The sequence below is a fragment of the Pseudomonas germanica genome (assembly GCF_019614655.1).
GTDB classification, from domain to species: domain Bacteria; phylum Pseudomonadota; class Gammaproteobacteria; order Pseudomonadales; family Pseudomonadaceae; genus Aquipseudomonas; species Aquipseudomonas neuropathica.
The window spans coordinates 3,931,334-3,953,124 of sequence record NZ_CP071586.1 but is presented as its reverse complement, the minus strand read 5'-3'; the positions used below and the strand labels follow the sequence as shown (position 1 = coordinate 3,953,124).

The window sequence follows — 21,791 nt, the reverse complement described above, 5'->3', positions numbered from 1 at the left end:
GGACATGAAAAACGGCGCCCCGTGAGCGCCGTTTTTTTATGGGTGACATTCAGGAATGCATTCGCGAGCAGGCTCGCTCCCACATTTGAAATGCGATCAAATGTGGGAGCGAGCCTGCTCGCGAAAGGGCCTTTGATCGTTCCCATGCTCTGCGTGGGAATGCAGCCCGGGACGCTCCGCGTTCCAATTCATGGTCTGTAGAGGTGAGCATGCCCAGCGCGATACAACGATGACTCGCTGAACACCTCACTGCCCAGCACCCGGCCCACCAGAATCAACGCCGTACGCCGAAACCCTTTGGCCTCAACCTTTTCGGCAATATCCGCTAGCGTCCCCAGCACCCAATCCTGATCAGGCCACGTCGCCCGGTGAATCACCGCAATCGGGCAATCCGCGCCGTAATGCGGCAGCAGTTCCACCAGAATCTTCGGCAAATGGTTAACGCCCAGATGAATCGCCATGGTCGCGCCATGCTGCGCCAGACTGCCAAGCTCTTCGCCTGCCGGCATCGCGGTTTTGTCGGCATAGCGAGTCAGAATCACGCTTTGCGACACGTCCGGCAGCGTCAATTCCGCGCCAAGCAGCGCCGCACAGGCTGCGGTGGCCGTCACGCCGGGAATGATCTCGAACGGAATATCCAGCTCACGCAGATAACGGATCTGCTCGCCAATCGCGCCATACAGACTCGGATCGCCGGAATGCACCCGCGCCACATCCTGACCCTTGGCATGCGCGGTCTTGATCAATTCGATGATCTGTTCCAGATGTAATTCGGCGCTGTTCACCACCGTTTCGGCTTGATGGCCGTCGAGTACCGCCGCCGGCACTAGCGAACCTGCGTAGATAATCACCGGGCAACTGCGAATCAGCCGCTGGCCTTTGACAGTGATCAATTCCGGGTCGCCGGGGCCGGCGCCGATGAAGTAGACGGTCATCGTTGAATCCTGAGTAAAAGAGGGCACGACTGCGTTGCAGATGAACAACGCTCATGATCAATGGCGGGGATTATCGGGATTTTACGCCGCGCCGGCCAATGCCAGCGTTGCCTGAGCATATTTTTGCCGGGAGATCAGCAGTTTTGCCGGCGCTTGAATCAGCTGTTCAGCGAGCGCAAGCGCGGCACTTTCGGCGACGCCGTAGCAACCGGTGCGTTCGTAAGCAATCTGTGAATGGTGACTGAGCCGCTGTTGGTAGCTGGCCAGTTCGTCACTGCTGAAGTACAGCAGGGGCAGAGCCAGTTGTGCAGCAAGTTCTTGCAGGCCGGGCTCGTCGCGCTTCAAGTCGATACTGGCCAGCGCTTTCACCGCCTCAAGCTCAATGCGATGCGCCTGTAACGCTTGATCGAGTAACGCGCGCAGCGTACTGGCCGGGCAGCCGCGCTGGCAGCCCAGGCCGACCACGAAGGTCGGCGCTGCGCGGTCATCGGTCATGCGTGGTATTGACCAGCGCTGTTGCGGCGGAACAACCAGGCGCTGATCAGGCCCAGGGCCAGCCAGAACGCCACGTTGGTCAACTGCGAAGCGATTTTGAACTGAGCTTCGAGTGCTTCGGGGGCGAGCATCGAATGCACTTCCGGTTGCGGTGCGCCGATCACGTGGGGCACAGCGAGGATGGCCACACCGAGGACCTTCATCAGCCAGTGACGGCTGAACGCGATCAGCGACAGACCTACAGCCGTCGAAGCGGCCGTGCCGATCCACCACGTCTGCCGCGAAGCCAGATCGGCCGCAGCGGTGCCCGGCAGTTCTGGTGGCAGGCCCAAGGTCGGAGCAAGCACGAACGTCGCGTAACCGGCCAGGCCCCAGAGCAGGCCCTGCGAAGTTTTGGTCGGCGCGCGCAGGGTGTAGAGGCCGGCGAGCATCAGGGCGAAACCGACGGCTACGACCAGATTACCGCCAGTGGTCGAGACTACGCGCTGCCAGCCGTCTTCCGGCTCCCAGGCCTCGGCATCATGGGTGTGCGCAGCCACGCCAGCGGCGTGTTCGTGAACCGCCACCGGCTCGGACTTCTCGAAGGTTTCCGCCTGCAGAATCAGCGGCGAAACCCAGAAGCTTTGCAGCAGAGTGAGGAGCAGGGCGGCCAGCAGACCAGAGAAACCTGCAGTTTGCGCGATACGCTTGATCATGTCGGCAGGTCTCAATGGCACGGGAACGCGGCGCTGTGGCGGGTATCGTGGGCGGCGTTGTGCACCGCTTCGATGTGCGAGAAGCCGGCAAAGTAAACCAGACTGGCGCCGAGGATCGATGCAAAGATCGCGGCGGTCAGGCGTTGGCTCAGGGTGGTGGTGCTGGCGATTTTGTCCGTGTTGCTGCCGGTGCTGCTGATGATCGACATGGCGCTTCCCTCTGGAGTGTCAGCGGGTGAATAGAGCGCATGAAAACCCCTGCGGGTCGGGCTCGCAGAGGTTCGAACAGCGCCCGCCCACCGCGGGTTTGTTATGTGCAGCGCCGCACAAATGCGGGCTGTGTGTTGCGGGCCGGTCTCCGGGCTCACGAGGGGTTGGCGTCAGGCCGACCTGCAAGCGTCACCTTCCCATACCGTATCGGCACAGTGGTTTTGACGCTTCGCTCGCTTACCGTTGCGGGGGCAGCACCGGACTGACATGGGCTTGAGTAAAGCACATGATTCACCGGTTTCCCGTTTCACCCTGTGAAGGGCACCCGTAACAAGTTGTGTAGGAGAGCATGGGCGGGGGATTTGAGTCAATCGGCGCCTAGCGCATGATCAGCAGGACGTACACCCCCAGCGCCATCAGGAACGCATAATAGGATTTGATTCGCGTCAGGCTCAGCAGCCACGCCAACGCCACCGGCAGGATCCATGGCATGGCCGCCAGGTGCTGGCTGGCCAAAGGATAGAGTGAGACCGCCAGCAGGCTGACGAGCATCGCCACCGATGTGTATTTTCCCAGACGATCGATGAAAGCGCGGGCAGTTGCCGAAAGCCGTTCGACATCGACGGCCAGCGGCAGCAAGCGGCAGACGATCGAAACCAGCGCGCAAATCAGTACGTACAGCCAGAAAGTACCAGGTTCAATCATAGACATAGCTCGTCAGAACGGTGATGGCTAGCACCAGCAGCAAGCTGACCTCGCCCAGCCACAGCAAGCTCGCGGCGGTGGCCAGGCCGGCAATCCATTGCGCATGGAAGCTGTGACGGTCGCGGGCCATCTTGCCAAGCGAAGCGCTGATGAAAATCGCGATCACCACACTGACGTGATCCATCACTGCGTTGTCGGCCACGCTGGCGAAGCAATACCCGACCACGGTGCCAAGCAGGGCGGCGGCGTACAGCAGAAAGCACACGGTGTTGGCATACGGGCGGCTGATCGGTTGCTGATCCTTGCGGATCGACATCAACGTGAAAGCCGCATTTGCCATCACCGCCAGGGCGGGGACGAACGCTTTGACCGGGCCCTGGAGGCTGGATTTCAGGCTCAGTGTGAAGACCAGAAAACGCAAGTTGATACTCAGCGCCGAGACCAGCACGCCAAAGGCGTTAAGCAGGTGCGCGGGGGTTTCCAGCAGCGTCAGTTGCAACGGCGAGGCCATTACCGTACCGCTGAAAACCACCATGGCCGGAAGATCCAGACCATGGCGGCGCCCGAGCATGCCGATCAGGGTGAAGGTCAGCAGCAGAGAGAAGACGAACGGTAGCGCATCGCGGATACCGGTCGCGATCTCGCTGCGCGACGCCGGTTTTGCCAGGTTCGACTCAACCAGCATGAGTGCTGTGCCGCGAGCCGGCCAGCAATTGCTCTACGCCGTTCTTATAGGCCAGGGCTTTTTCCAGGTAGTACTCGGTGGAGAAGCGCGGAATGAACTCTTCCACCACGGCCACACCCCGATAGCCGTTGACCGCGAAGCGATTGAGCACATCGCTCAGGCGCAAGTTGCCTTCGCCAATCGGCAGATGTTGATGGTGGGTGTTGTTGAGGTCGGCAATGTGCAGATGCCGGGTAACCGGCGCCAGATCGGCAATGGCTTTGAACAGGCTTTCACCATACGGCAGCAGTGAGCACAGATGCGTCACGTCGATGGTCACGAAGCACCCGGTCTCCTTGTGAAAGCGCAGGTGTTCCTCGACGGTGAAGACCGGGAATTTCGGCCGCTGACCGCCCATGTTCTCCAGGCACAGGGCGATGCCATCGGTGTTGCAGCGCTTGGTCACCTCGTTGATCGCTACTATCAGGTTGTCCAGCAGTTCGCCGTTTTCCAGTTGATCTTTGTAGCCGGGATGAAAAGTGACGCTGGTGGCGCCGGCCTCGTGGGAAAACTCCACGGCGGCACTCAGGCAGTCCACCGCTTGGGCACGTTCAGTCAAATCCGGGGAACACAGGTTGTACTGGCGACCCCACCATCCGGCGTGGACGGTCAGCGTGATGCCATTGTGTTCGGCGAAGCTGCGGATTTTCCCGGCAAGCTCAGACCGGTCTTCGGCGGTCAACGACCAGAAGGTTTTTTCGGCGTCTTCGCCGATCTCGAACTCGACCGCTTGGAAATGTCTGGCCAGATCGGTGATCGAACCCAGGATGTCTGCAGGGTTGTCGTAGACATTGGTGGAAAAGGAGATCATCGGGAAGTGAGCGCTGATCGGGCCTTCGATGTGATATAGCGGGTCTTTACGGGTCATTGCGCTGGTCCTTGCGTAGTGAACTCTGGGTGGGTGATCGCGGCGTTGAAGTCCGCCGGGTCGTCGGCGTCGCTGCAGCCCAGCAGCGTGTAGCCGTGGCGGTCTGCGGAACGGCTGATGCTCTGGCCGAACTTGTCGGGGTTGAGGTTCACGCGTAATGCAAACGGGTGTTGCAGCAGGCGTGCCTGGAGCTGTTGCGGATCGGCGGTCGGGGCCGCCTCGATGTAGCGGATCGCCATTTTGGCGTAGGTTTTCTCGGGCGTCGGCAGTGACGTGCCGGCCATCGCGGCGATGGTGCTGGCTGCCAAATGCACCCCCGTGGTTTTCCAGACCATTTCCCAGATCTGGTCACCGCCGAAGCGGGTCTGGGTTTCGATGAATTGCAGGCGTGAACCGTCCAGCTTGATTTCCGTGTGGGCCGGGCCCCAGCGGTTGCCCATTCGCCCGAGCAGCCACAGCACCGCTTCTTCGATCTGCGCGGCGGTTTTCTCGTCGAGCCCGGCAGGAAAGTCATGCCCGGTTTCGACATAACCGGGGGCACCGCTGGTGTATTTGCGCGTGATGCCGAGAATCCGGTGCTGGCCATCCAGGCTGAGGGATTCAACGCTGTATTCGTCGCCGCTGGCGAAGGCCTCGATCAGATTGTTTCCCTCCAGCGAGAGGTGTTCGACATCCTCGGGCCTGTCTATGGCATAGACGCCCTGACTGCCCGAACCGTTGACGGGTTTGACGATGGCCGGGCCATGGCGCAGCACGAAAGCGCGAGCCTCGGCACCATGGTTGATAGCGGCAGTGGGCAACTCGTAGCGACTGCCTTTGAGCAATTGGCGAAACAGCAGTTTGTCGCGACTGACTTCCACACTGCGCAGGTTGTTGTGGACGATGCCCAGACGTTCGCCCAAGCGTGACGCGGGCAGCAGGCCCAGTTCCGAAAACGAAACTACGGCATCGAATGGTGATTGCCGGTGCAGCCGTTCTACCATCGTGCTATAGGCCGGCAGATCGGCGATGTCAGGTGTCAGCAATAGCGTTGCGCGCTCGCGCTGATAGTCAGATAACTCGCCGGGTTGCTGGACGAGAGTAAATCGAAACTGCCGCGCAGTATCCCAATCCAGTCCCGAATCACGCCCGCCGATGAGCAGAATGTGTTTGGTGTTCGCCGCCGTGGGCTGCTCGCCATAGACATCAATGTCGCTGACGGCGAGCAAGGATTGTCGCAGGCGGGCGGTGTCGGGTTGCCTGAACTCGATGTACAGGTAGTTCTGAAAACCGTTGCTGACCGGCCCGATGGCTTCGCCCGGAGTGACGTAGGCGTACCAACGCTGGAAACCTGGCAAGCGGCAGATCCGGTCGGCGCCGTGCAGTCCGTCATAGAGCCGGTCTGTGCGGGCGAAGGGGGTGGCGATGCCGAACGCATCCGGCGCTTCGCTGGCGCTGGGCAGAGGCTCGGCGGACAGCGCGCGGTGGTAGCAGACATCCAGCGCCAGCCCCCAGGCTTGACGAATCACATGAATCCGGCTGCCGCCGGGGCGTGCGCCGACTTCGAGAACTCTTGGCCCGCGGGGGGTGAGAATGAACTCGACATGGGCAAACGTGCCTTTGAGCGCTAGCGCTTTCACGGCGTCATGGGCCAGACGATGGCAACGCTCCTTCAGCGCTGCGTCGGGCTCCAGCAGCGACGGCGTGTAGCGGGCGAAATGGTGAAAGTCGCCGCGATCGATATCGACGCCGGCAATCACATCGACGATCGGAAAACTGCTGATCGTGCCGTCGGCGGCAATCGTGCAATCGATGGAATGGTTGGAACCCTGGAGAAATTCCTCCAGCAGCAGTTGATCGGTTTCGCGGCTTTTGCCCGCCACATAGCGCTGCAGCGCCGGCCATTCATGACGGGCGTAGTCGAGCAGATCCTGTTGATCGTCGATGCAGCGTACGAACAGGCTGCTGTAAAGGTTCGCTGGTTTCAGGATGAACGGGTAGGGCAGCTCGCCCGGGCGCGCCAGCAGGTCGTCGATACGAACCTGGCGAGAGACCACGTGCAGATCCAGGTTACGCGACTGTTCGAAGCATTGGCGTTGCAGCACCTTGTCCAGCGTGTTTTCCACGTTACGGTGCAGGTGGGCCAGCGCCGGCAGCGCCGCACACAGCCGCCCCGTGATCGCGACATAGCCTTCACGGAAATTCAGGACACTGGTGAAGCCGTGCTCGTCCAGCAACTGTTGCGTCAGCTGGATCAGATCCGGGGTCAGCCCTCTGGAAAAGTCGTACAGCGCCACCGGCGAGATCTGTTTCGCATCGGCGATCTTGCTGGTTTTGCGACTATCGGCAATCAGCAAAGGGGTGATGCCCTCGGCAATCAGGCCCTCGTATTCTCCGTCACGAATATTGCCGATGATCAGGCAGGCCGCTGCACTCATTAGTCAACCTCCTGATCGAAGCTGTAGTGGACCCGGTTCAGGCGCTGGCAAATGTGAGCCAGACGAATCCGGTCCACGCCGTTGGCGCCACCGCTCAAGACATTGCGAATGATGTGCGCCAAGGCATCCAGGTCTTCGCTGCTGATGCCCAGACGAGTAATTTCCTGCAGACCGAAGCGCAGGCAGTCGCGGCCATTGATCTGTTTATTGTTGATCCGGATCCCCAGTTCATTGAGCTGCTGCGCCGCTTGCCGGGCCAGTTCGCCTTCGAGCAACAGCAGGTGCGTGTCGGAGGGGTGCAGCGTCCAGCCCGGCAGGTCGGCGAGTGCGTCGTGCAACTGGCGAGTATTGGCGCACATGCGTTGAGCGTAGGCCTGGCCGTAGCGCTGGGTTTCCAGCAGGCTGACGAACAGTTGCAGCAGACCGGGCAGATTGGGCGAGGACACCAGCGCACCGCTGAGCGTTTGCTCGATCCGCTGGGCCAGATCGGCACGCCGGCAGACGATCAGTGCCCGGTGCGGACCTGCCAGGGATTTGTGGGTGTTGCCTTGAAGAATATCCGCCCCCTCGTCAAGCGGGTTGGGAAAGGCCTTCCCGGCGATGAGGCCCAGAGTGTGCGACGCATCGTAGATGATCAGTGTCCGCTCAAAGCCCCGGCGGTTCAGCAGCGCGCGCAGTGGTTTAAGGGCGATTGCCCGTGTGGTCAGACCATGGTCGAGCAGTACGGCTGCCGGTTGTACACCGCACGCCTGGAGTTGCCGATCAACATCCCCGAGATCAATTTGTCCGTCAGCCGTCAGTTTCAAAAAGACGCTGTGCCGGCCCATCTTCTGCACCAGAGGCCCGGTTGCGAAATGCCCGCCGCTTTCGGGCGCCAGTGATAATACGCAGTCGCCCGGCTCGGTCAGGGCGGCCAGCACGCTCAGCGTGCAGTGCACGCCGGAGAGCACGCGGTATTCGACGAACGGCGCGTTAAACATTGCCTGCACGGCTTGGGTCGCCAAAGCCTTTAATGTTTCGACTTCGGGGAAGTGTTCGACCTGCATACCATTGAATTCGGCGGCATAGCATTGACCGTCAATGGCCTGTGCATTGAACAAGTAACGCTCGTAATGGCGATTCTGTCCTAGCGTGCGTGCAGTCTCGGACAATATGTTTTCATTGGCGGTCAGCGATAGTGTGGAAGTTCTTCGTGCGCACGCCTGTTGAAACTGTTCAATGATGAAGTTATGCGCGAGGGGGGTACTGACTGAAAGTGCATGAGTCGAATGATTCATTAGTAGTCCGCCAGGTCGAAGTCGATAATCAACATATCGCGACTGCCGCGATCCGAATTAATGCTCGATGTTTGCAGTGGGGAAACTTCATGCAGAAGTATTCGGTCATTCAAGACGACGGTTTCCAGATAGTCAGTCAAAGTTGCACTGAATACTTGGCCACCTTCTTCATCAAATATCCGGCTTTCGCCACCGATGACATGCTGACGTTGAATCAGGTGTTGAAAGACAAAATCGTGCCCGTCGCGATGTCGGCCCTCAGGGGTGGCCTGGCCAGCATTGCCTTGATCGCAGAGGATACGGAACTGATGGCAGGTCACGAGCCAGTCGCGCGGGCCCAGCGCCATGTCCAGCAGTGCCAGGTCGGCGGCCAGCAGTGTCTGCAGAATCGGGGAGTCAATGAACGTCGCCTCGCAGCGGGTGTAGGTGCGCTGCACTCCGCCCAACAGCGGGTTGTCGGTCTCGGCTTGAAAAAAGTGGCAGTCTTGCAGCGCCGTCCATTGGCGTTCCTGTTGGCGATACTGGAACTTGCAGATGCGTCGTTCGCGAAGACCGTTCTCTGCGCTGAGATACGCATCGGTATGCAAATGATCCCAGGTCGCATTGAATGCCCGGCATGCTTCGCGTCCCAGCAGCGCAACATCCAATGCTGGATAGTGAACACTGTGCGCATAGTGGCAATTGCGCAGTAGTTCGGAAAGTTCCTTTAGTCCGGCATCACTTGAAAGCCGTAACGCGTTACCGGCACTCATGTTGTGGATACCCATGGGTGCAGGAAAGAAACAGGCAGGATCAAATACTGATAATAATCAGCCATGCAAGAAATCCTTTCTTGAGAGACTCATAGTCCTTGTGCGAACTCATCGTTCATATCTTGTATTGATTTATCAATTTGGTTTTTGTAAAGATATGTAATCGAATGCGCGCAGCCGCTCTATTTCAGGGTTTAACGCGGTGGTAGTTTTTTTATGTAACGGATAGGACATGTAAGACATAACTTACAACTACTTTTTAAGTGAGAAGTGTTCGCGATCATTAGATGAAAAAGTTGCTGCCCTTATAACCACAATGATCCAGGCGTTGACCCGCCTGCCGTGCATGCGTAGCCTTGCGCATTCGAGGTTCTCCGGCGTATGTCGGAGCTAAGAAGGGAACGCGGTCAATGCCGCGGCTGCCCCCGCAACTGTGAACGGTGATGTTCGCTGCCATGCCACTGCCAGCTCAACTTATGAGCCCGCGGGAAGGCGCAGCCAACGCCAGGCCGAGCGCCTGAACGCCGTCAGCCAGGAGACCTGCCTCGTCACAGATTCTCACTACAACCGGGCGGGGTGATCCGGTGGCGAACTCTCCAGGCACGCACGCGCGTTGCCGGTTCTCGTCCCGTATGCCCGCCGCTTGCCAAAGGGCATACCGATGAAAACACTGGCCAAACTCCCCGTCACCATCGTCACCGGCTTCCTCGGCTCGGGCAAGACCACGCTGCTGCGCCACATGCTCGACAACGCTCAGGGCCGTCGTATCGCGGTGATCGTCAACGAGTTTGGCGAGTTGGGCATTGACGGTGAAATCCTCAAGCAATGCACCATCGGTTGCACCGAAGAAGAAGCCACCGGCCGCGTTTACGAGCTGGCCAACGGCTGCCTGTGCTGCACCGTTCAGGAAGAGTTCTTCCCGGTGATGCGCGAACTGGTTGCCCGTCGCGGCGATCTCGACCATATCCTTATCGAAACCTCGGGCCTGGCCCTGCCAAAACCGCTGGTACAAGCCTTCCAGTGGCCGGAAATCCGCAGCGCCTGCACCGTTGATGCGGTGATCACCGTGGTCGACAGCCCGGCCGTCGCCGCCGGCACTTTCGCCGCGTTCCCGGATCAGGTTGATGCCCAGCGCAAACTCGACCCGAACCTCGACCATGAATCGCCACTGCACGAACTGTTCGCCGATCAACTGGCCAGCGCCGACCTGGTGATCCTCAACAAGGCCGACCAGACCAGCCCGGAAGATCTCGCTCGTGTCCGCGCTGAAGTCGCCGAAGAACTGCCGCCAGCGGTGAAAATCATCGAAGCCAGCAACGGCCGTCTGCCGCTGGACGTGCTGATCGGCCTCGGCGCCGGTTCCGAGGAGCACATCGACAGCCGCCACAGCCATCATGATCACCACCACGGTGAAGGCGATGACGACCACGATGACCACGATCACGACGCCTTCGATTCGATCTCCATCGAACTGCCACAAGCCGACGAAAGCCTGCTGCTCGACGCCCTGACGCAACTGGTGGTCAAGCACGGCATCCTGCGCGTCAAAGGTTTCGCCGCCATTCCGAACAAGCCAATGCGTCTGCTGATCCAAGGCGTGGGTACGCGTTTTGACAAGCATTTCGACCGTCAGTGGGGCGCTGATGAAGCGCGCGTCACGCGACTGGTGTTGATTGGTCAGGCGCTCGACGCCGCGCAACTCGAAGCGCAACTGCGCGCTGCGCTCAGCGTTTAAGCCATGCACCTGCTCAGGACTCAGCCCGGCGGTTTCGTCTCGGATGACAACATTGCCGACCTTGGCCAAACCCCCGCCGAGCTGGTGATCCTGTGCAGCGGCGACTCCAGTCTCGCGCTGCTCGCCGAAGCCGCGCAGCAGTTGCCGGAAGATTACCCGAGCCTGCGTCTGGCCAACCCGATGCAGGTGCAGAACCATGCTTCGGTCGATCTGTACGTCGACGAAGTGCTGCGCCACGCCAAGGTGATCCTGATCTCGCTGCACGGCGGCATCGCCTATTGGCGCTACGGCGTCGAGCGTCTGATCGAACTGTCCGAGCGCGGTGTGCAGGTGATTCTGGTGCCGGGCGATGACCGTCCTGATCCGGAACTCAGCGACCTGAGCACCGTCAACGCTGTGGATCGTGATCGCCTCTGGCAATTCCTGCGCCAGGGCGGCCTGGGCAATGCGCTGGACTTTTTCCGCTGCCTCGCCAACCGTTGGCTGGCTCGTGATTACGTCTGGGAAGAACCGCAGGCGCTGCCGCGCACGGCGATTTACCACCCGAATAAAACCAGCGCCGCACTGAGTGACTGGCAAGCCGATTGGCTGCCTGCACGCCCGGTCGCGGCGGTGTTGTTTTACCGCTCGCATTTACAAGCGGCGAACACCGCATTCATCGATGTGTTCTGCCAGCGCCTGCAAGCGGCGGGGCTGAATCCGCTGCCGATCGCGGTGGCCAGTCTGAAAGAACCCGGCTGCCTGACGGTGGTCGAGGACTGGCTGGACGAGGTTGAGGCCGGGGTGATTCTCAACACCACCGGGTTCGCTCAATCCAGCCCTGAGGCCCCGCACTTGCGGCCGTTTCGCCGCAACATTCCGGTGATCCAGGCGATCTGCGCGCAGGACAACGAGCCCGGCTGGCGTGACAGCGAGCAGGGCCTCGGCCCGCGCGATCTGGCGATGCATATTGCCTTGCCGGAACTCGACGGACGCATCATCAGCCGACCGATCAGCTTCAAGGATCTGGCCTGGCGCAGTGAGCGCAGTCAGTCCGATGTCGTCTGCTATCGCGCGCAGCCCGAGCGCATGGATTTTGTCGCTGAACTGGCGCGGCGCTGGATTGATCTGGCGCGGGTGCCGAATGGCGAAAAACGCATCGCATTGATCCTCGCCAACTATCCGACCCGTGATGGGCGCATCGGCAACGGTGTCGGTCTCGACACGCCGGCGGCGGCGCTGAACATCCTGCGTGCATTGCAGGCTGAGGGATATCCGCTCACCGCTGAACTGCCGAATAGCGGCACCGAGTTGATCGAGCAATTGCTCGGTGGCGTCAGCAACGATCTCGACACCATTGATCTGCGTCCGTGCCAGCAAAGCCTCGCCATGGACGCTTATCTGACGATGTTCAACGCGCTGCCCGAGGCTAATCGCAGCGCTGTGATCGAACGCTGGGGCACGCCGCAAAACGACCCGATGTGCCGCGACGGGAGGATGATGATCGCCGGTCTGCGCTTCGGCCTGACCTTCGTCGGTATTCAGCCGGCGCGCGGTTATCAGGTCGATCCGAGCGCGGTCTATCACGACCCCGATCTGGTGCCGCCGCACGCTTATCTGGCGTTCTATTTCTGGTTGCGCAACACCTACGGCGCCCACGGCGTGATCCACGTTGGCAAACACGGCAACCTCGAATGGCTGCCGGGCAAAGGCGTCGGTCTTTCGGAGAACTGCTGGCCGGATGCGTTGCTCGGGCCGCTGCCAAATATCTATCCGTTTATCGTTAACGATCCGGGAGAGGGCGCGCAGGCCAAACGGCGCACGCAAGCGGTGATTATCGATCACCTGATGCCGCCGCTGACCCGCGCCGAAACCTACGGCCCGTTGCGCAATCTGGAGCTGCTGGCCGACGAGTATTACGAAGCGCAGCTGCTTGATCCGCGCCGCGCCCGTGAACTGCAGCGCGACATTCTGCTATTGGTCCGCGAGACGCAGATCGACCGCGAACTGCAACTCGATGCCGCGCTGGACAGCGATGCGGATGCGGCGATCTGGCTGCCACGTCTCGATACCTATTTGTGTGATCTGAAGGAATCGCAGATTCGCGATGGCTTGCACATTTTTGGTGAATCGCCGAGCGGGCGTTTGCGCATTGATACGTTGTTGGCTTTGCTGCGTATACCGCGTGGCGATGGCAAAGGCGCGCAGTCGAGTTTATTGCGGGCATTGGCCAAAGCGTTCGAACTGGGTTTCGACCCGCTCGATTGCGCGCTGGCCGACCCTTGGACTGGCCCGCGCCCCGATCAATTGCAATCGATCGGCGACGAAGTCTGGCGCACCGCCGGCGACACCCGCGAACGCCTCGAACTGTTTGCCACTGCGTTGATCTCCGAGTCCCTGCAAATCCCTTGTGGGAGCAAGCCTGCTCGCGATGGCGGTGTGTCAGCCAACATTGAGTCCACTGACACACCGCTATCGCGAGCAGGCTCACTCCTACAAGGACCGCGTTGGGTGGAGGTCAGTGCAATCCTTGACCATCTGCGCGAAGTCGTCGCCCCACGCCTCGATGCCTGCGGCCCCGCCGAAATGCGCGGCCTGCTCGACGCCCTCAGCGGTCGCTTCGTCCCCGCCGGCCCCAGCGGTGCACCCAGCCGTGGTCGCCTTGACGTGCTGCCCACCGGCCGCAACTTCTACTCGGTCGACGTGCGCAACCTGCCGACCACCACCGCGTGGCGCATCGGTTTCCAGTCGGCGACGTTGATTCTGGAACGGCACCTGCAAGACCACGGCGATCACCTGCGCCAGCTCGGATTGTCCGTGTGGGGCACCGCGACCATGCGCACTGGTGGCGACGACATCGCCCAGGCCATGGCACTGATGGGCGTGCGTCCGGTGTGGGCCACTGGCAGTCAGCGCGTTGATGATTTCGAGATTCTGCCGCTGAGCCTGCTTGATCGTCCGCGCGTCGATGTCACGCTGCGAGTTTCCGGGTTTTTTCGGGATGCCTTCGCCAATCTGATTCGCCTGTTCGACGCCGCCGTGCAAGCAGTGGCAGCGCTGGACGAGCCGGACGACCTCAACCCGCTGGCCGCGAAAGTGCGTGCCGAGCGCGAGGCGCTGCGGCAATCGGGCCTCGATGAGGACACCGCGCGGCGTCAGGCCGGATGGCGGATCTTCGGCGCCAAACCCGGCGCGTACGGCGCAGGCGTGCAGGGCGCCATCGACGGTCGCTTGTGGCAGAGCCGTGAAGATCTCGCTGAGGTTTATCTGAACTGGGGCGCGTACGCCTATGGTGGTGCTGATGAGGGCACCGCTGCACGCGAGCAGTTCGTTCAGCGCCTGAGTCAGGTACAAGCGGTGCTGCAGAATCAGGACAACCGCGAGCACGACCTGCTCGATTCCAATGATTACTACCAGTTCCAGGGCGGCATGCTCGCTGCCGTGGAAAGCTTGCGCGGCGAAGCGGCGGCGAGTTATCACGGCGATCACAGTCAACCGGATCTGCCGAAGATTCGCACCTTGAAAGAAGAGCTGAACCGGGTGATTCGCTCACGAGCGGTCAATCCGAAATGGATCGACGGGGTCAAGCGCCACGGCTATAAAGGCGCGTTCGAAATGGCCGCGACGGTTGATAACCTGTTCGCGTTCGATGCGACGACGCAGTTGATCGATGACCACCAGTACGCTTTGCTGGCCGATGCTTATCTGCTGGATCCGGCAACGCGGGAATTTGTTCGCGAGCACAATCCGCATGCGCTGCGGGACATGACCGAGCGCCTGCTTGAGGCACAGCAGCGGGGGATGTGGCAGGAGCCTGGGGCTTATAAGGAAGCGCTGGAGAATCTGCTGCTGGATATTGAGGAAGATATGTAACCGGCTAAAAGCTACCCTCACCCCAGCCCTCTCCCGGAGGGAGAGGGAGCCGATTTGCGTTGCTGTCGAAGTCTGAGTTCGGCCCGACGTATCAGGTCGACGGAATTCGAAAGAACACCTAGGTCAGTTCCCTCTCCCCAAGGGAGTAAGGGGGTAAGGGAGCCGATTTGTGTTGGCTTTGGAGGCTGAGTTCAACTCGATAATTCAGGTCGGCGCAACTTGCAAGAACACCGCAATCAGTTCCCTCTCCCCCTGGGAGAGGGCTAGGGTGAGGGCCACCCCGACTGACACACCACAACACTCAAGCACACCCAAGACCACGACAGAGAAAACCCAAATGACCGACACCCCGCATTTCCCGCTCTCCGCCGTGGTCGGCGCCGATGACCTCAAGCTCGCCCTGTGCCTCACCGCCATCGACCCGAAAATCGGCGGCGTGCTGATCGAAGGCCCGCGCGGCATGGCCAAATCCACCCTGGCCCGGGGCCTGGCCGATCTGCTCGCCAGCGGTCAATTCGTCACCTTGCCGCTGGGCGCCACCGAAGAACGTCTGGTCGGTACCCTCGACCTTGACGCTGCTCTCAGCGAGGGCCGCGCACAATTCTCACCAGGTGTGCTGGCCAAGGCTGACGGCGGCGTACTCTACGTCGATGAAGTCAATCTGCTGCCCGATCACCTCGTCGATCTGCTGCTCGACGTTGCCGCCAGCGGCACCAATTTGATCGAGCGCGACGGCATTTCCCATCGGCATTCGGCGAAGTTCGTGCTGATCGGCACGATGAACCCGGAAGAGGGCGAGTTGCGTCCGCAACTGCTCGACCGCTTTGGCCTGAACGTCGCCCTCAGTGGCCACACGGCACCGACTGAACGCGGACAGATCATCCGTCGGCGACTGGATTTCGACAGCGACCCGCAAGCGTTCTGCGCACAGTGGCAAGCCGAGCAGCAAGCCTTGCGTGCGCGTTGCGAAAACGCTCGTCGTGCCCTGGCCGATATTCCGCTGGATGATGCCGCACTGGCGCAGATCACCGAGCGTTGTTTCGCCGCCGGGGTTGATGGTCTGCGTGCCGACCTGGTCTGGTTGCGCGCCGCACGTGCCCACGCAGCGTGGCGCGGAGCTGAGGTGATTGACGCAGAGGATATCGACGCTGTCGCCGAGTTTGCCCTGCGCCATCGGCGCCGTGAGCAAGCGCCATCGAATCCGCCGCAACCGGCCCAGTCGCCGGCCACGACTCAGGCATCACCGAGTGAAGGGCAGGGCCAGTGGGGCGACATGCCGGCGCCTGCGCTCGCCACCGGTGCCCGCCGCGAAGTGCCGAGCTGGCCAAAAAAGCTTTAGGCATTCGCCCCCGATCCGACGCGGGGGCGAATGCCAGACCCCGCACCGGTCGGCTGGACAACGGACGCCAAGGCAAGCGCCATAAGGCGCGCAGCGGTACGGTGAATTGGCCGGGTTCGTTACTCAACGGGCGTCCTCGAACGCGCGAAGATCTGCTGTTCCAACTGCGCACGCGCTCACCGCATGAATTGTGGCTGGTGATCGTCGATGCCTCCGCCTCGACCCGCCGCCATCAGGCCTTGAGCGATGCCAAAGGTTTGCTCGCGCAGTTGTTCGATGATGCTTACCGGCAACGGGCGCGACTCGCATTGTTGACGGCCAGTGGCTCGGTGCCGAAATGGCAGGTGCAGGGATTGAAGGCGTCCAGCGGCTTGCGGGTGTGGCTGGAAGCTTTGGGTGCAGGCGGTGGCACGCCGTTGCTGGCGGCGCTGGAGCAGGCCGGGCAGTGGCTGACGGTGCGGCGCAAGCGCTTTCCTGTCGAGCAGCAACGCTTGCTGGTGGTGACCGATGGGCGTCTGAAACAGTGGGCGGGATTACCGGCGCTGGGGTGTCCGGGGTTGCTGATCGATATCGAGCGTGGGCCGATCCGGTTGGGCCGGGCCAAGGATTTGGCGACGGCGCTGGATGCGCAGTATCGACATATCGATGAATTGATTTCCCTCTGATACTTTCTGTGTCTGGTCGGGCCTCATCGCGAGCAGGCTCACTCCTACAGGGGAACGCATTCCAAATGTAGGAGTGAGCCTGCTCGCGATTGCATCGACCCGGTCTAGAGCCGAACACTCAAAACCCGCATCACTGCTCTATGCTGCACCCAGCCCCAATCACAAGGAGTGAGCGATGCGCGTTGTGGTCAAAAACCCTCAGAACGATTTCCGTGTAAAGGCCTACGCCGGCACCAACGGCGTGCTGCTGGCCATGGATCTGGCCGAATCCCGGCGCAAAGGCCTGTTGGGTTTCGCCATCGAAAAGCAGCAGGGCGCCAAACCCTGGTTGTTCCTGTTCAACAGCCTGACCTTCCCTGGCAAGGCGCATACCTTCCCCCAGTTCCACGCCACCCCAAGCGATAAAGCCCCGCTGCAGAAATTTCGCTGGGCCGATTACGCGGTCAATCCGGGCATGACCCTTCACTATCGCGTGCATCTGGCCTACGGCACCGCGGATGCCGTGCAGTTGGGAGAGTCGTTGGAACTGACGATCACCTCCGATGACGGTCATCCGAGCAATCAAAGCGTGATATTCAACCGTGCGGTCGCCGCCAGTCAGGCATTCCAGCGCAAGTTTCCCGATCTCGACGCGCAGATCAGCGCCAACAAAAACATGCCCATCGAAGCCTGGCCCGATGCGCCGCGGCAATGGTTGGAAAACGGCTTGCTCACACGATTGCTCGGGTTTATCGAGCGTGCGGTCGATGGTCAGTGGGCGCTGGATATCGCGATTTACGAGTATCAGTTGCAGGCAATCGTCGATGCGGTGAACGCGGCGTTCATGCGTGGCGTAAAGGTGCGGGTGCTGTATCACGCCCGGCCCGATGATGAAGACACCACGATCAACGAAGCGAGCCTGGCGGCACTGCCTCCCGCGAGCAAACGCGGGCGAGTGACCCACAATATCTTTCACAACAAATTCATGGTCCTCAGCCGCGTTGATGCCAGCGGCACTCATCAGCCTGAAGCGGTTTTATGTGGCAGCACCAACTTCACCGCCAACGGAGTTTATCGTCAGGCCAACGTGGTGCATGTGCTGGACGATGCATCGATTGCCGCCAGTTATCTGCAGACGTTCGAGCAGATCTGGGCGCAGCCGGATGATATCGGCGTTACCCGTGACTGGATTACCGAACACAACCCGATGAATCCGCAGCAACCTTTGTTCGCCGGGTTCTCGCCGCGCACCGGCGGGGCCGATCTGCAGGCGTTCGTGCAGATCATCAGCGCGGCGAAAAAGGACGTGCTGTTCGTCACCGCGTTCTCGCTGCCGGACGCGATTCTTAACGCGTTACTCGGCCAGCCCCACGACGACATTTTGCGTTATGGCCTGCAGAACACTGCCAGCCGAATCACCGGTTTTCACGCCGACCGCAGCGCCGAATTCGCCGCCACCGCATTGCTCAACACCGGGCTGGAAGGCTGGCTGCGCGAGAACATGAAAGGCCAGAAAGGCAATCTGCTGGTGCACACCAAAGCCGTGGTCACCGACTTCACCACGGACACACCAACGATCATCAGCGGCAGCCACAACCTCAGCGCTTCAGCGAGCAATGGCAACGACGAAAACTACCTGATCATTCGTGGCGACACCGATCTGGCGGATCGTTACGGGCTGGAGCTGCTGCGGTTTTATGAGCATTACCGCTTTCGCTATTTCGCGAAAAAACTGGCGTTGAAGCAAGTGAGTCCGTTGGCGGTGGATGACCGTTGGACGAATGACTATTACATCGAAGGGGATTTGCGGCAGTTGTCCCGGCTGCGTTTTGCCGGACGCTGACACCGTACTGTAGAAGCTGCCGAAGGCTGCGATCTTTTGACTTTCGAATTAGAAAACATGATCAAAGGATCGTCCGATCGCGGCCCGAACCTTCGGCAGCTCCTACAGTGGGTTTCGGTGTGGATTACAGATTTTGAAATGATTTGCCGCTGTAGGAAATGTTCCCAAAGCCTGTACGCTCCAAGGCCATTTTTCATTCAGGATTTGCATGAACACCCTCTCGGAGCCTCCCAGTCGCACCTTCCCCTCGCGCCATTGCGCGGTCTTGACGCACTCGCAGCATCCGGTTTTCCGACATCCGACTATCGTTGCTAACGCGGCCCTAAAGCCTTCGCGTTGCGCTTTGCCGTGTCCGGCAGCCTGAATTCATCGAGAGAGATAGAGACGTTTTATGGAATGGTTAGCGGATCCCACGGCCTGGTTAGGCTTGTTGACTTTGATCGTGCTGGAACTGGTGCTGGGTATCGACAACCTGGTGTTCATTGCAATTCTGGCAGACAAGCTGCCACCGCATCAGCGTGACCGCGCGCGGATTATTGGCCTGTCGCTGGCGCTGATCATGCGCCTTGGCCTGTTGGCGAGTATTTCCTGGCTGGTCACCCTCACGCAGCCATTGTTCGAGGTGTTCGACAAGAGTTTCTCTGGTCGCGACCTGATCATGTTGTTCGGTGGTGTGTTCCTGCTGTTCAAGGCCACCATGGAATTGCACGAACGCCTTGAAGGCCACATCGGTGAGCGCACGACCAACGCCGCTTACGCCTTGTTCTGGCCGATCGTCGCGCAGATTGTGGTGCTCGACGCGGTGTTCTCGCTGGATGCGGTGATCACGGCCGTGGGCATGGTCGATGAACTGGCGGTGATGATGATCGCGGTGATCATCTCGATTGGCTTGATGATTGTCGCCAGCAAACCGCTGACGCGCTTCGTCAACGCGCACCCGACGGTGATCATGCTGTGTCTGGGCTTCCTGATGATGATTGGTTTTGCCCTGACGGCCGAAGGTTTGGGCTTCCACATTCCGAAAGGTTATCTGTACGCCGCCATCGGTTTCTCGATTCTGATCGAGGTGTTCAACCAGATCGCCCGGGCTCGCCGCAAGCGTTCGATGCAGGGTTTGCGGCCGATCCGCGAGCGCACGGCTCATGCGGTCATGCGCTTGCTGGGCGGGCGCAAACTGGCGGCGGAAGAGGTTGGCGAGGAGATTTCCGATCTGCTCGACGACGGTGACGCGCCGAGTGCCGAACTGTTCGACCGCCGCGAACGGGTGATGATCAGCGGCGTGCTGCAACTGGCCGAGCGGCCGATCCGCCATTTGATGACCGTGCGCGCCGATGTCGACACCATCGACCTGGCGGATGACGCTGAGGCGATTCGCACGAAGTTGATGCACTCGTCCTACTCTCGCCTGCCGCTGATCCGCGACGGCGTAGTGGATGAACCGCTGGGCTTCGTGCACAAGAAGGAACTGCTCAAGGAATACCTGGCTGGCACTGAGCCGAACCTGGAGCATCTGGCGCGCAAGACTGTCAATCTTCTCGACAGCTATTCGATCCTCAACGCGCTGGAGCAGATGCGCGCAGCGTCGACCCACATTGCCTTTGTGGTCAACGAGTTCGGCGATTTTGTCGGCGTGTTGACCATGACCGACATTCTCGAATCGATTGCCGGCGAGTTGCCTGATGCCAGCGAAGTCGAAGGGCCGGATGTGGTGGAAGAGCAGGGCGGTTTCATGGTCAGTGGTGCGTTGAACCTGACGCGTGTCCGCCAACACACCGGTTTCGGCGCCGAGCCTACCGAGGATTATCAGACCATGGCCGGGTTGGTGATGAGCTTGCTGGATCGGCTGCCGATGATGGGTGATCGTCTGGAATATGAAGGCTGGCAGATGACCGTCAAGGCTGTTGAAGAACGGCGGGTGACGCGGGTGTTGTTGGTGCGTGAGGCCGCGTAAATCCAGGTCCGGCGCTGACAGTGGCGGCCCCTTCGCGGGCTTGCCCGCGAAAGCGATTTGTCAGACGCCGCAACGATTAGGGTAAATGCATTGCCTCAAATCATCCGCCGATGCGCACGCGTGATCGTGCAGAGCCTGCTCAACGTTCGGCGCAACCACGGCAGATCATGCCGTGGTTTCAAATGAGCACCGGGTGCCTTGGTCTTGCCAATATGCAAGGCGAAGTCAGCCGCCAACGTTTCTTCAGTGCCAATCCCCTTGAGCTTTTTCACCAGCCTGCCGTTCTTGTAGAACAGCACCGTCGGCGTGCCGGTCACTTGCGGATGACGTGGCGATTCGCTGGTTTTGAGCATGTAGATGTTGGCGCGATGCCGGTACGGCTCGGCAACCTGGCGAAACACCGGCCCGGCCCATTCGCAGGCGGGGCAGTGTTCGTTGGCGAAGTACAGAATTACCGGACGCCAGGTTTTCAGGGCTTTGCGGTAGGTAGTGGGTAGCGCTGAGTGAGGGGCTGGCGAACTCATTGAAAACTCCTTTTCACGATACTCGGCAATGCATTCACGAGGCGTAAAAGCGAGTCACCATTGAGTGGCGACTCGCTTGTCTGACTTCAGCGGTGTGTTAGAGCAACTTCGACAGCACCACATCGCCAAAATAAGATCCTGGGACACCAAACTCACCATCACTGGCTTCCAGCGTGACTTTGAACTTGAGGGTCGAGATCTGTACGTCAAATTTCTTCGACAGCACTATCCACTCTTGACCGCCATGAAGGTCAAGGTGAACTTTTTCGCCTGTTGGAAGAGGCTCAACAGTGATACGGGCAGCATGGCTAGGTAAAGTTTTCAGCCTTGCGGAGAGCATGAACTGCCCACCGCCGCCGCTGCCGGTGAGGACTTCCTGACTGATTGAGTCGGGGGCAGCGACGATGCAGTGACCGGTTACGTAGAGCACATTCTCCGGGTTGGTCGCCGTCCAATGCTCGCCTTGCTGAGAAAAGTCGTAGTTTTTAATGAGGTTGGCCATTACGAATATCCTTATCGAGAGTGCTTTCAAGCCCTGATTGGCCAAGTCAGTAGGCTTGTAAATCTGCCCCTCGACAACTGTCAACTCTGACAGGTGTAGCCGTAAATCCGATGAGTGGTCATGGCTTGTCAAACGTCTTTTTCATCCCCGCGTTGGACCTTGATCGTGGATTTGATCAGGCATCCGGATGCACACAAATGTGACGTTACTTCCCACAGGGTTGCATTTGGTAGCGCGCACCAGGCAGCAGTCTTGTTTTCTCTTGATTCCGGCTTTCAACTAACCCTCTGAATAGGTTCGATTTTCTACACACGCATGTTTTT

Annotated in this window: 18 protein-coding genes and 2 riboswitches; of the genes, 6 read left to right on the top strand and 12 right to left on the bottom strand. The window is 60.1% G+C overall.

Going from position 1 to position 21,791, the window contains the following annotated elements:
• Positions 1-188 precede the first annotated feature (188 nt).
• From cobM to J0G10_RS17460, 10 genes are all read right to left on the bottom strand, one after another.
• Positions 189-935 carry a precorrin-4 C(11)-methyltransferase gene (gene cobM, locus J0G10_RS17505; RefSeq protein WP_095047827.1) on the bottom strand — a complete coding sequence of 249 codons (747 nt, stop codon included), beginning with the start codon at positions 933-935 and terminating at the stop codon, positions 189-191.
• A gap of 81 nt (positions 936-1,016) precedes the next feature.
• Complete coding sequence (locus tag J0G10_RS17500) at positions 1,017-1,430, bottom strand: cobalamin biosynthesis protein (RefSeq protein WP_003225490.1); 414 nt, start codon at positions 1,428-1,430, stop codon at positions 1,017-1,019.
• A complete protein-coding gene (locus J0G10_RS17495; protein ID WP_095047826.1) occupies positions 1,427-2,125 on the bottom strand; it encodes a CbtA family protein in 699 nt (232 codons plus the stop codon). The genes J0G10_RS17500 and J0G10_RS17495 overlap by 4 nt, the downstream gene beginning before the upstream one ends.
• 11 nt (positions 2,126-2,136) lie before the next feature.
• Positions 2,137-2,334, bottom strand: coding sequence for a CbtB domain-containing protein (locus tag J0G10_RS17490; protein WP_093430890.1), 198 nt, complete (start codon positions 2,332-2,334; stop codon positions 2,137-2,139).
• Between the two features lie 123 nt (positions 2,335-2,457).
• Positions 2,458-2,679: riboswitch (cobalamin riboswitch) on the bottom strand.
• A gap of 34 nt (positions 2,680-2,713) precedes the next feature.
• The gene (locus tag J0G10_RS17485; RefSeq protein WP_093430893.1) at positions 2,714-3,040 is read right to left on the bottom strand and encodes a hypothetical protein; all 327 of its coding nucleotides are present in this window, start codon (positions 3,038-3,040) and stop codon (positions 2,714-2,716) included.
• Positions 3,033-3,725, bottom strand: a complete 693-nt coding sequence (locus J0G10_RS17480; protein ID WP_093430896.1) for an AzlC family ABC transporter permease — start codon at positions 3,723-3,725, stop codon at positions 3,033-3,035. The genes J0G10_RS17485 and J0G10_RS17480 overlap by 8 nt, the downstream gene beginning before the upstream one ends.
• Complete coding sequence (locus tag J0G10_RS17475; RefSeq protein WP_095047825.1) at positions 3,715-4,632, bottom strand: sugar phosphate isomerase/epimerase family protein; 918 nt, start codon at positions 4,630-4,632, stop codon at positions 3,715-3,717. Before J0G10_RS17475 ends, J0G10_RS17480 begins: the two co-directional genes overlap by 11 nt.
• Positions 4,629-7,049, bottom strand: coding sequence for an ATP-grasp domain-containing protein (locus J0G10_RS17470; RefSeq protein ID WP_220556351.1), 2,421 nt, complete (start codon positions 7,047-7,049; stop codon positions 4,629-4,631). Before J0G10_RS17470 ends, J0G10_RS17475 begins: the two co-directional genes overlap by 4 nt.
• Positions 7,049-8,326 (bottom strand): hypothetical protein, encoded by a 1,278-nt coding sequence (locus tag J0G10_RS17465; protein WP_095047823.1) that lies wholly within the window; start codon positions 8,324-8,326, stop codon positions 7,049-7,051. The genes J0G10_RS17470 and J0G10_RS17465 overlap by 1 nt, the downstream gene beginning before the upstream one ends.
• Positions 8,326-9,078 (bottom strand): 2OG-Fe dioxygenase family protein, encoded by a 753-nt coding sequence (locus J0G10_RS17460; RefSeq protein WP_176471339.1) that lies wholly within the window; start codon positions 9,076-9,078, stop codon positions 8,326-8,328. The genes J0G10_RS17465 and J0G10_RS17460 overlap by 1 nt, the downstream gene beginning before the upstream one ends.
• A 350-nt stretch (positions 9,079-9,428) precedes the next feature.
• A riboswitch (cobalamin riboswitch) is annotated at positions 9,429-9,640 on the top strand.
• A gap of 99 nt (positions 9,641-9,739) precedes the next feature.
• Here J0G10_RS17460 and cobW point away from each other — a divergent pair.
• From cobW to J0G10_RS17430, 6 genes are all read left to right on the top strand, one after another.
• Positions 9,740-10,813, top strand: a complete 1,074-nt coding sequence (cobW, locus tag J0G10_RS17455; RefSeq protein WP_095126368.1) for a cobalamin biosynthesis protein CobW — start codon at positions 9,740-9,742, stop codon at positions 10,811-10,813.
• Positions 10,814-10,816: 3 nt separating this feature from the next.
• Positions 10,817-14,665: a cobaltochelatase subunit CobN gene (gene cobN / locus J0G10_RS17450; protein WP_220556350.1), complete on the top strand. Its 3,849-nt coding sequence runs from the start codon at positions 10,817-10,819 to the stop codon at positions 14,663-14,665.
• Between the two features lie 337 nt (positions 14,666-15,002).
• Complete coding sequence (locus J0G10_RS17445; protein ID WP_095047819.1) at positions 15,003-16,004, top strand: ATP-binding protein; 1,002 nt, start codon at positions 15,003-15,005, stop codon at positions 16,002-16,004.
• A complete protein-coding gene (locus J0G10_RS17440) occupies positions 15,986-16,669 on the top strand; it encodes a vWA domain-containing protein (protein WP_220558875.1) in 684 nt (227 codons plus the stop codon). The genes J0G10_RS17445 and J0G10_RS17440 overlap by 19 nt, the downstream gene beginning before the upstream one ends.
• A 175-nt stretch (positions 16,670-16,844) precedes the next feature.
• The gene (locus J0G10_RS17435; RefSeq protein ID WP_220556349.1) at positions 16,845-18,491 is read left to right on the top strand and encodes a phospholipase D-like domain-containing protein; all 1,647 of its coding nucleotides are present in this window, start codon (positions 16,845-16,847) and stop codon (positions 18,489-18,491) included.
• Between the two features lie 391 nt (positions 18,492-18,882).
• On the top strand, positions 18,883-20,442 hold the full coding sequence (locus tag J0G10_RS17430; RefSeq protein WP_095047817.1) for a TerC family protein: 1,560 nt from the start codon (positions 18,883-18,885) through the stop codon (positions 20,440-20,442).
• Between the two features lie 95 nt (positions 20,443-20,537).
• On the opposite strand, the gene J0G10_RS17425 is transcribed toward J0G10_RS17430, so the two are convergent.
• Together J0G10_RS17425 and J0G10_RS17420 are read right to left on the bottom strand one after the other, a co-directional pair.
• Positions 20,538-20,966: a thioredoxin family protein gene (locus J0G10_RS17425; protein ID WP_220556348.1), complete on the bottom strand. Its 429-nt coding sequence runs from the start codon at positions 20,964-20,966 to the stop codon at positions 20,538-20,540.
• A 97-nt stretch (positions 20,967-21,063) separates the two neighbouring features.
• Positions 21,064-21,468 carry a hypothetical protein gene (locus J0G10_RS17420; RefSeq protein WP_095047815.1) on the bottom strand — a complete coding sequence of 135 codons (405 nt, stop codon included), beginning with the start codon at positions 21,466-21,468 and terminating at the stop codon, positions 21,064-21,066.
• Positions 21,469-21,791 lie beyond the last annotated feature (323 nt).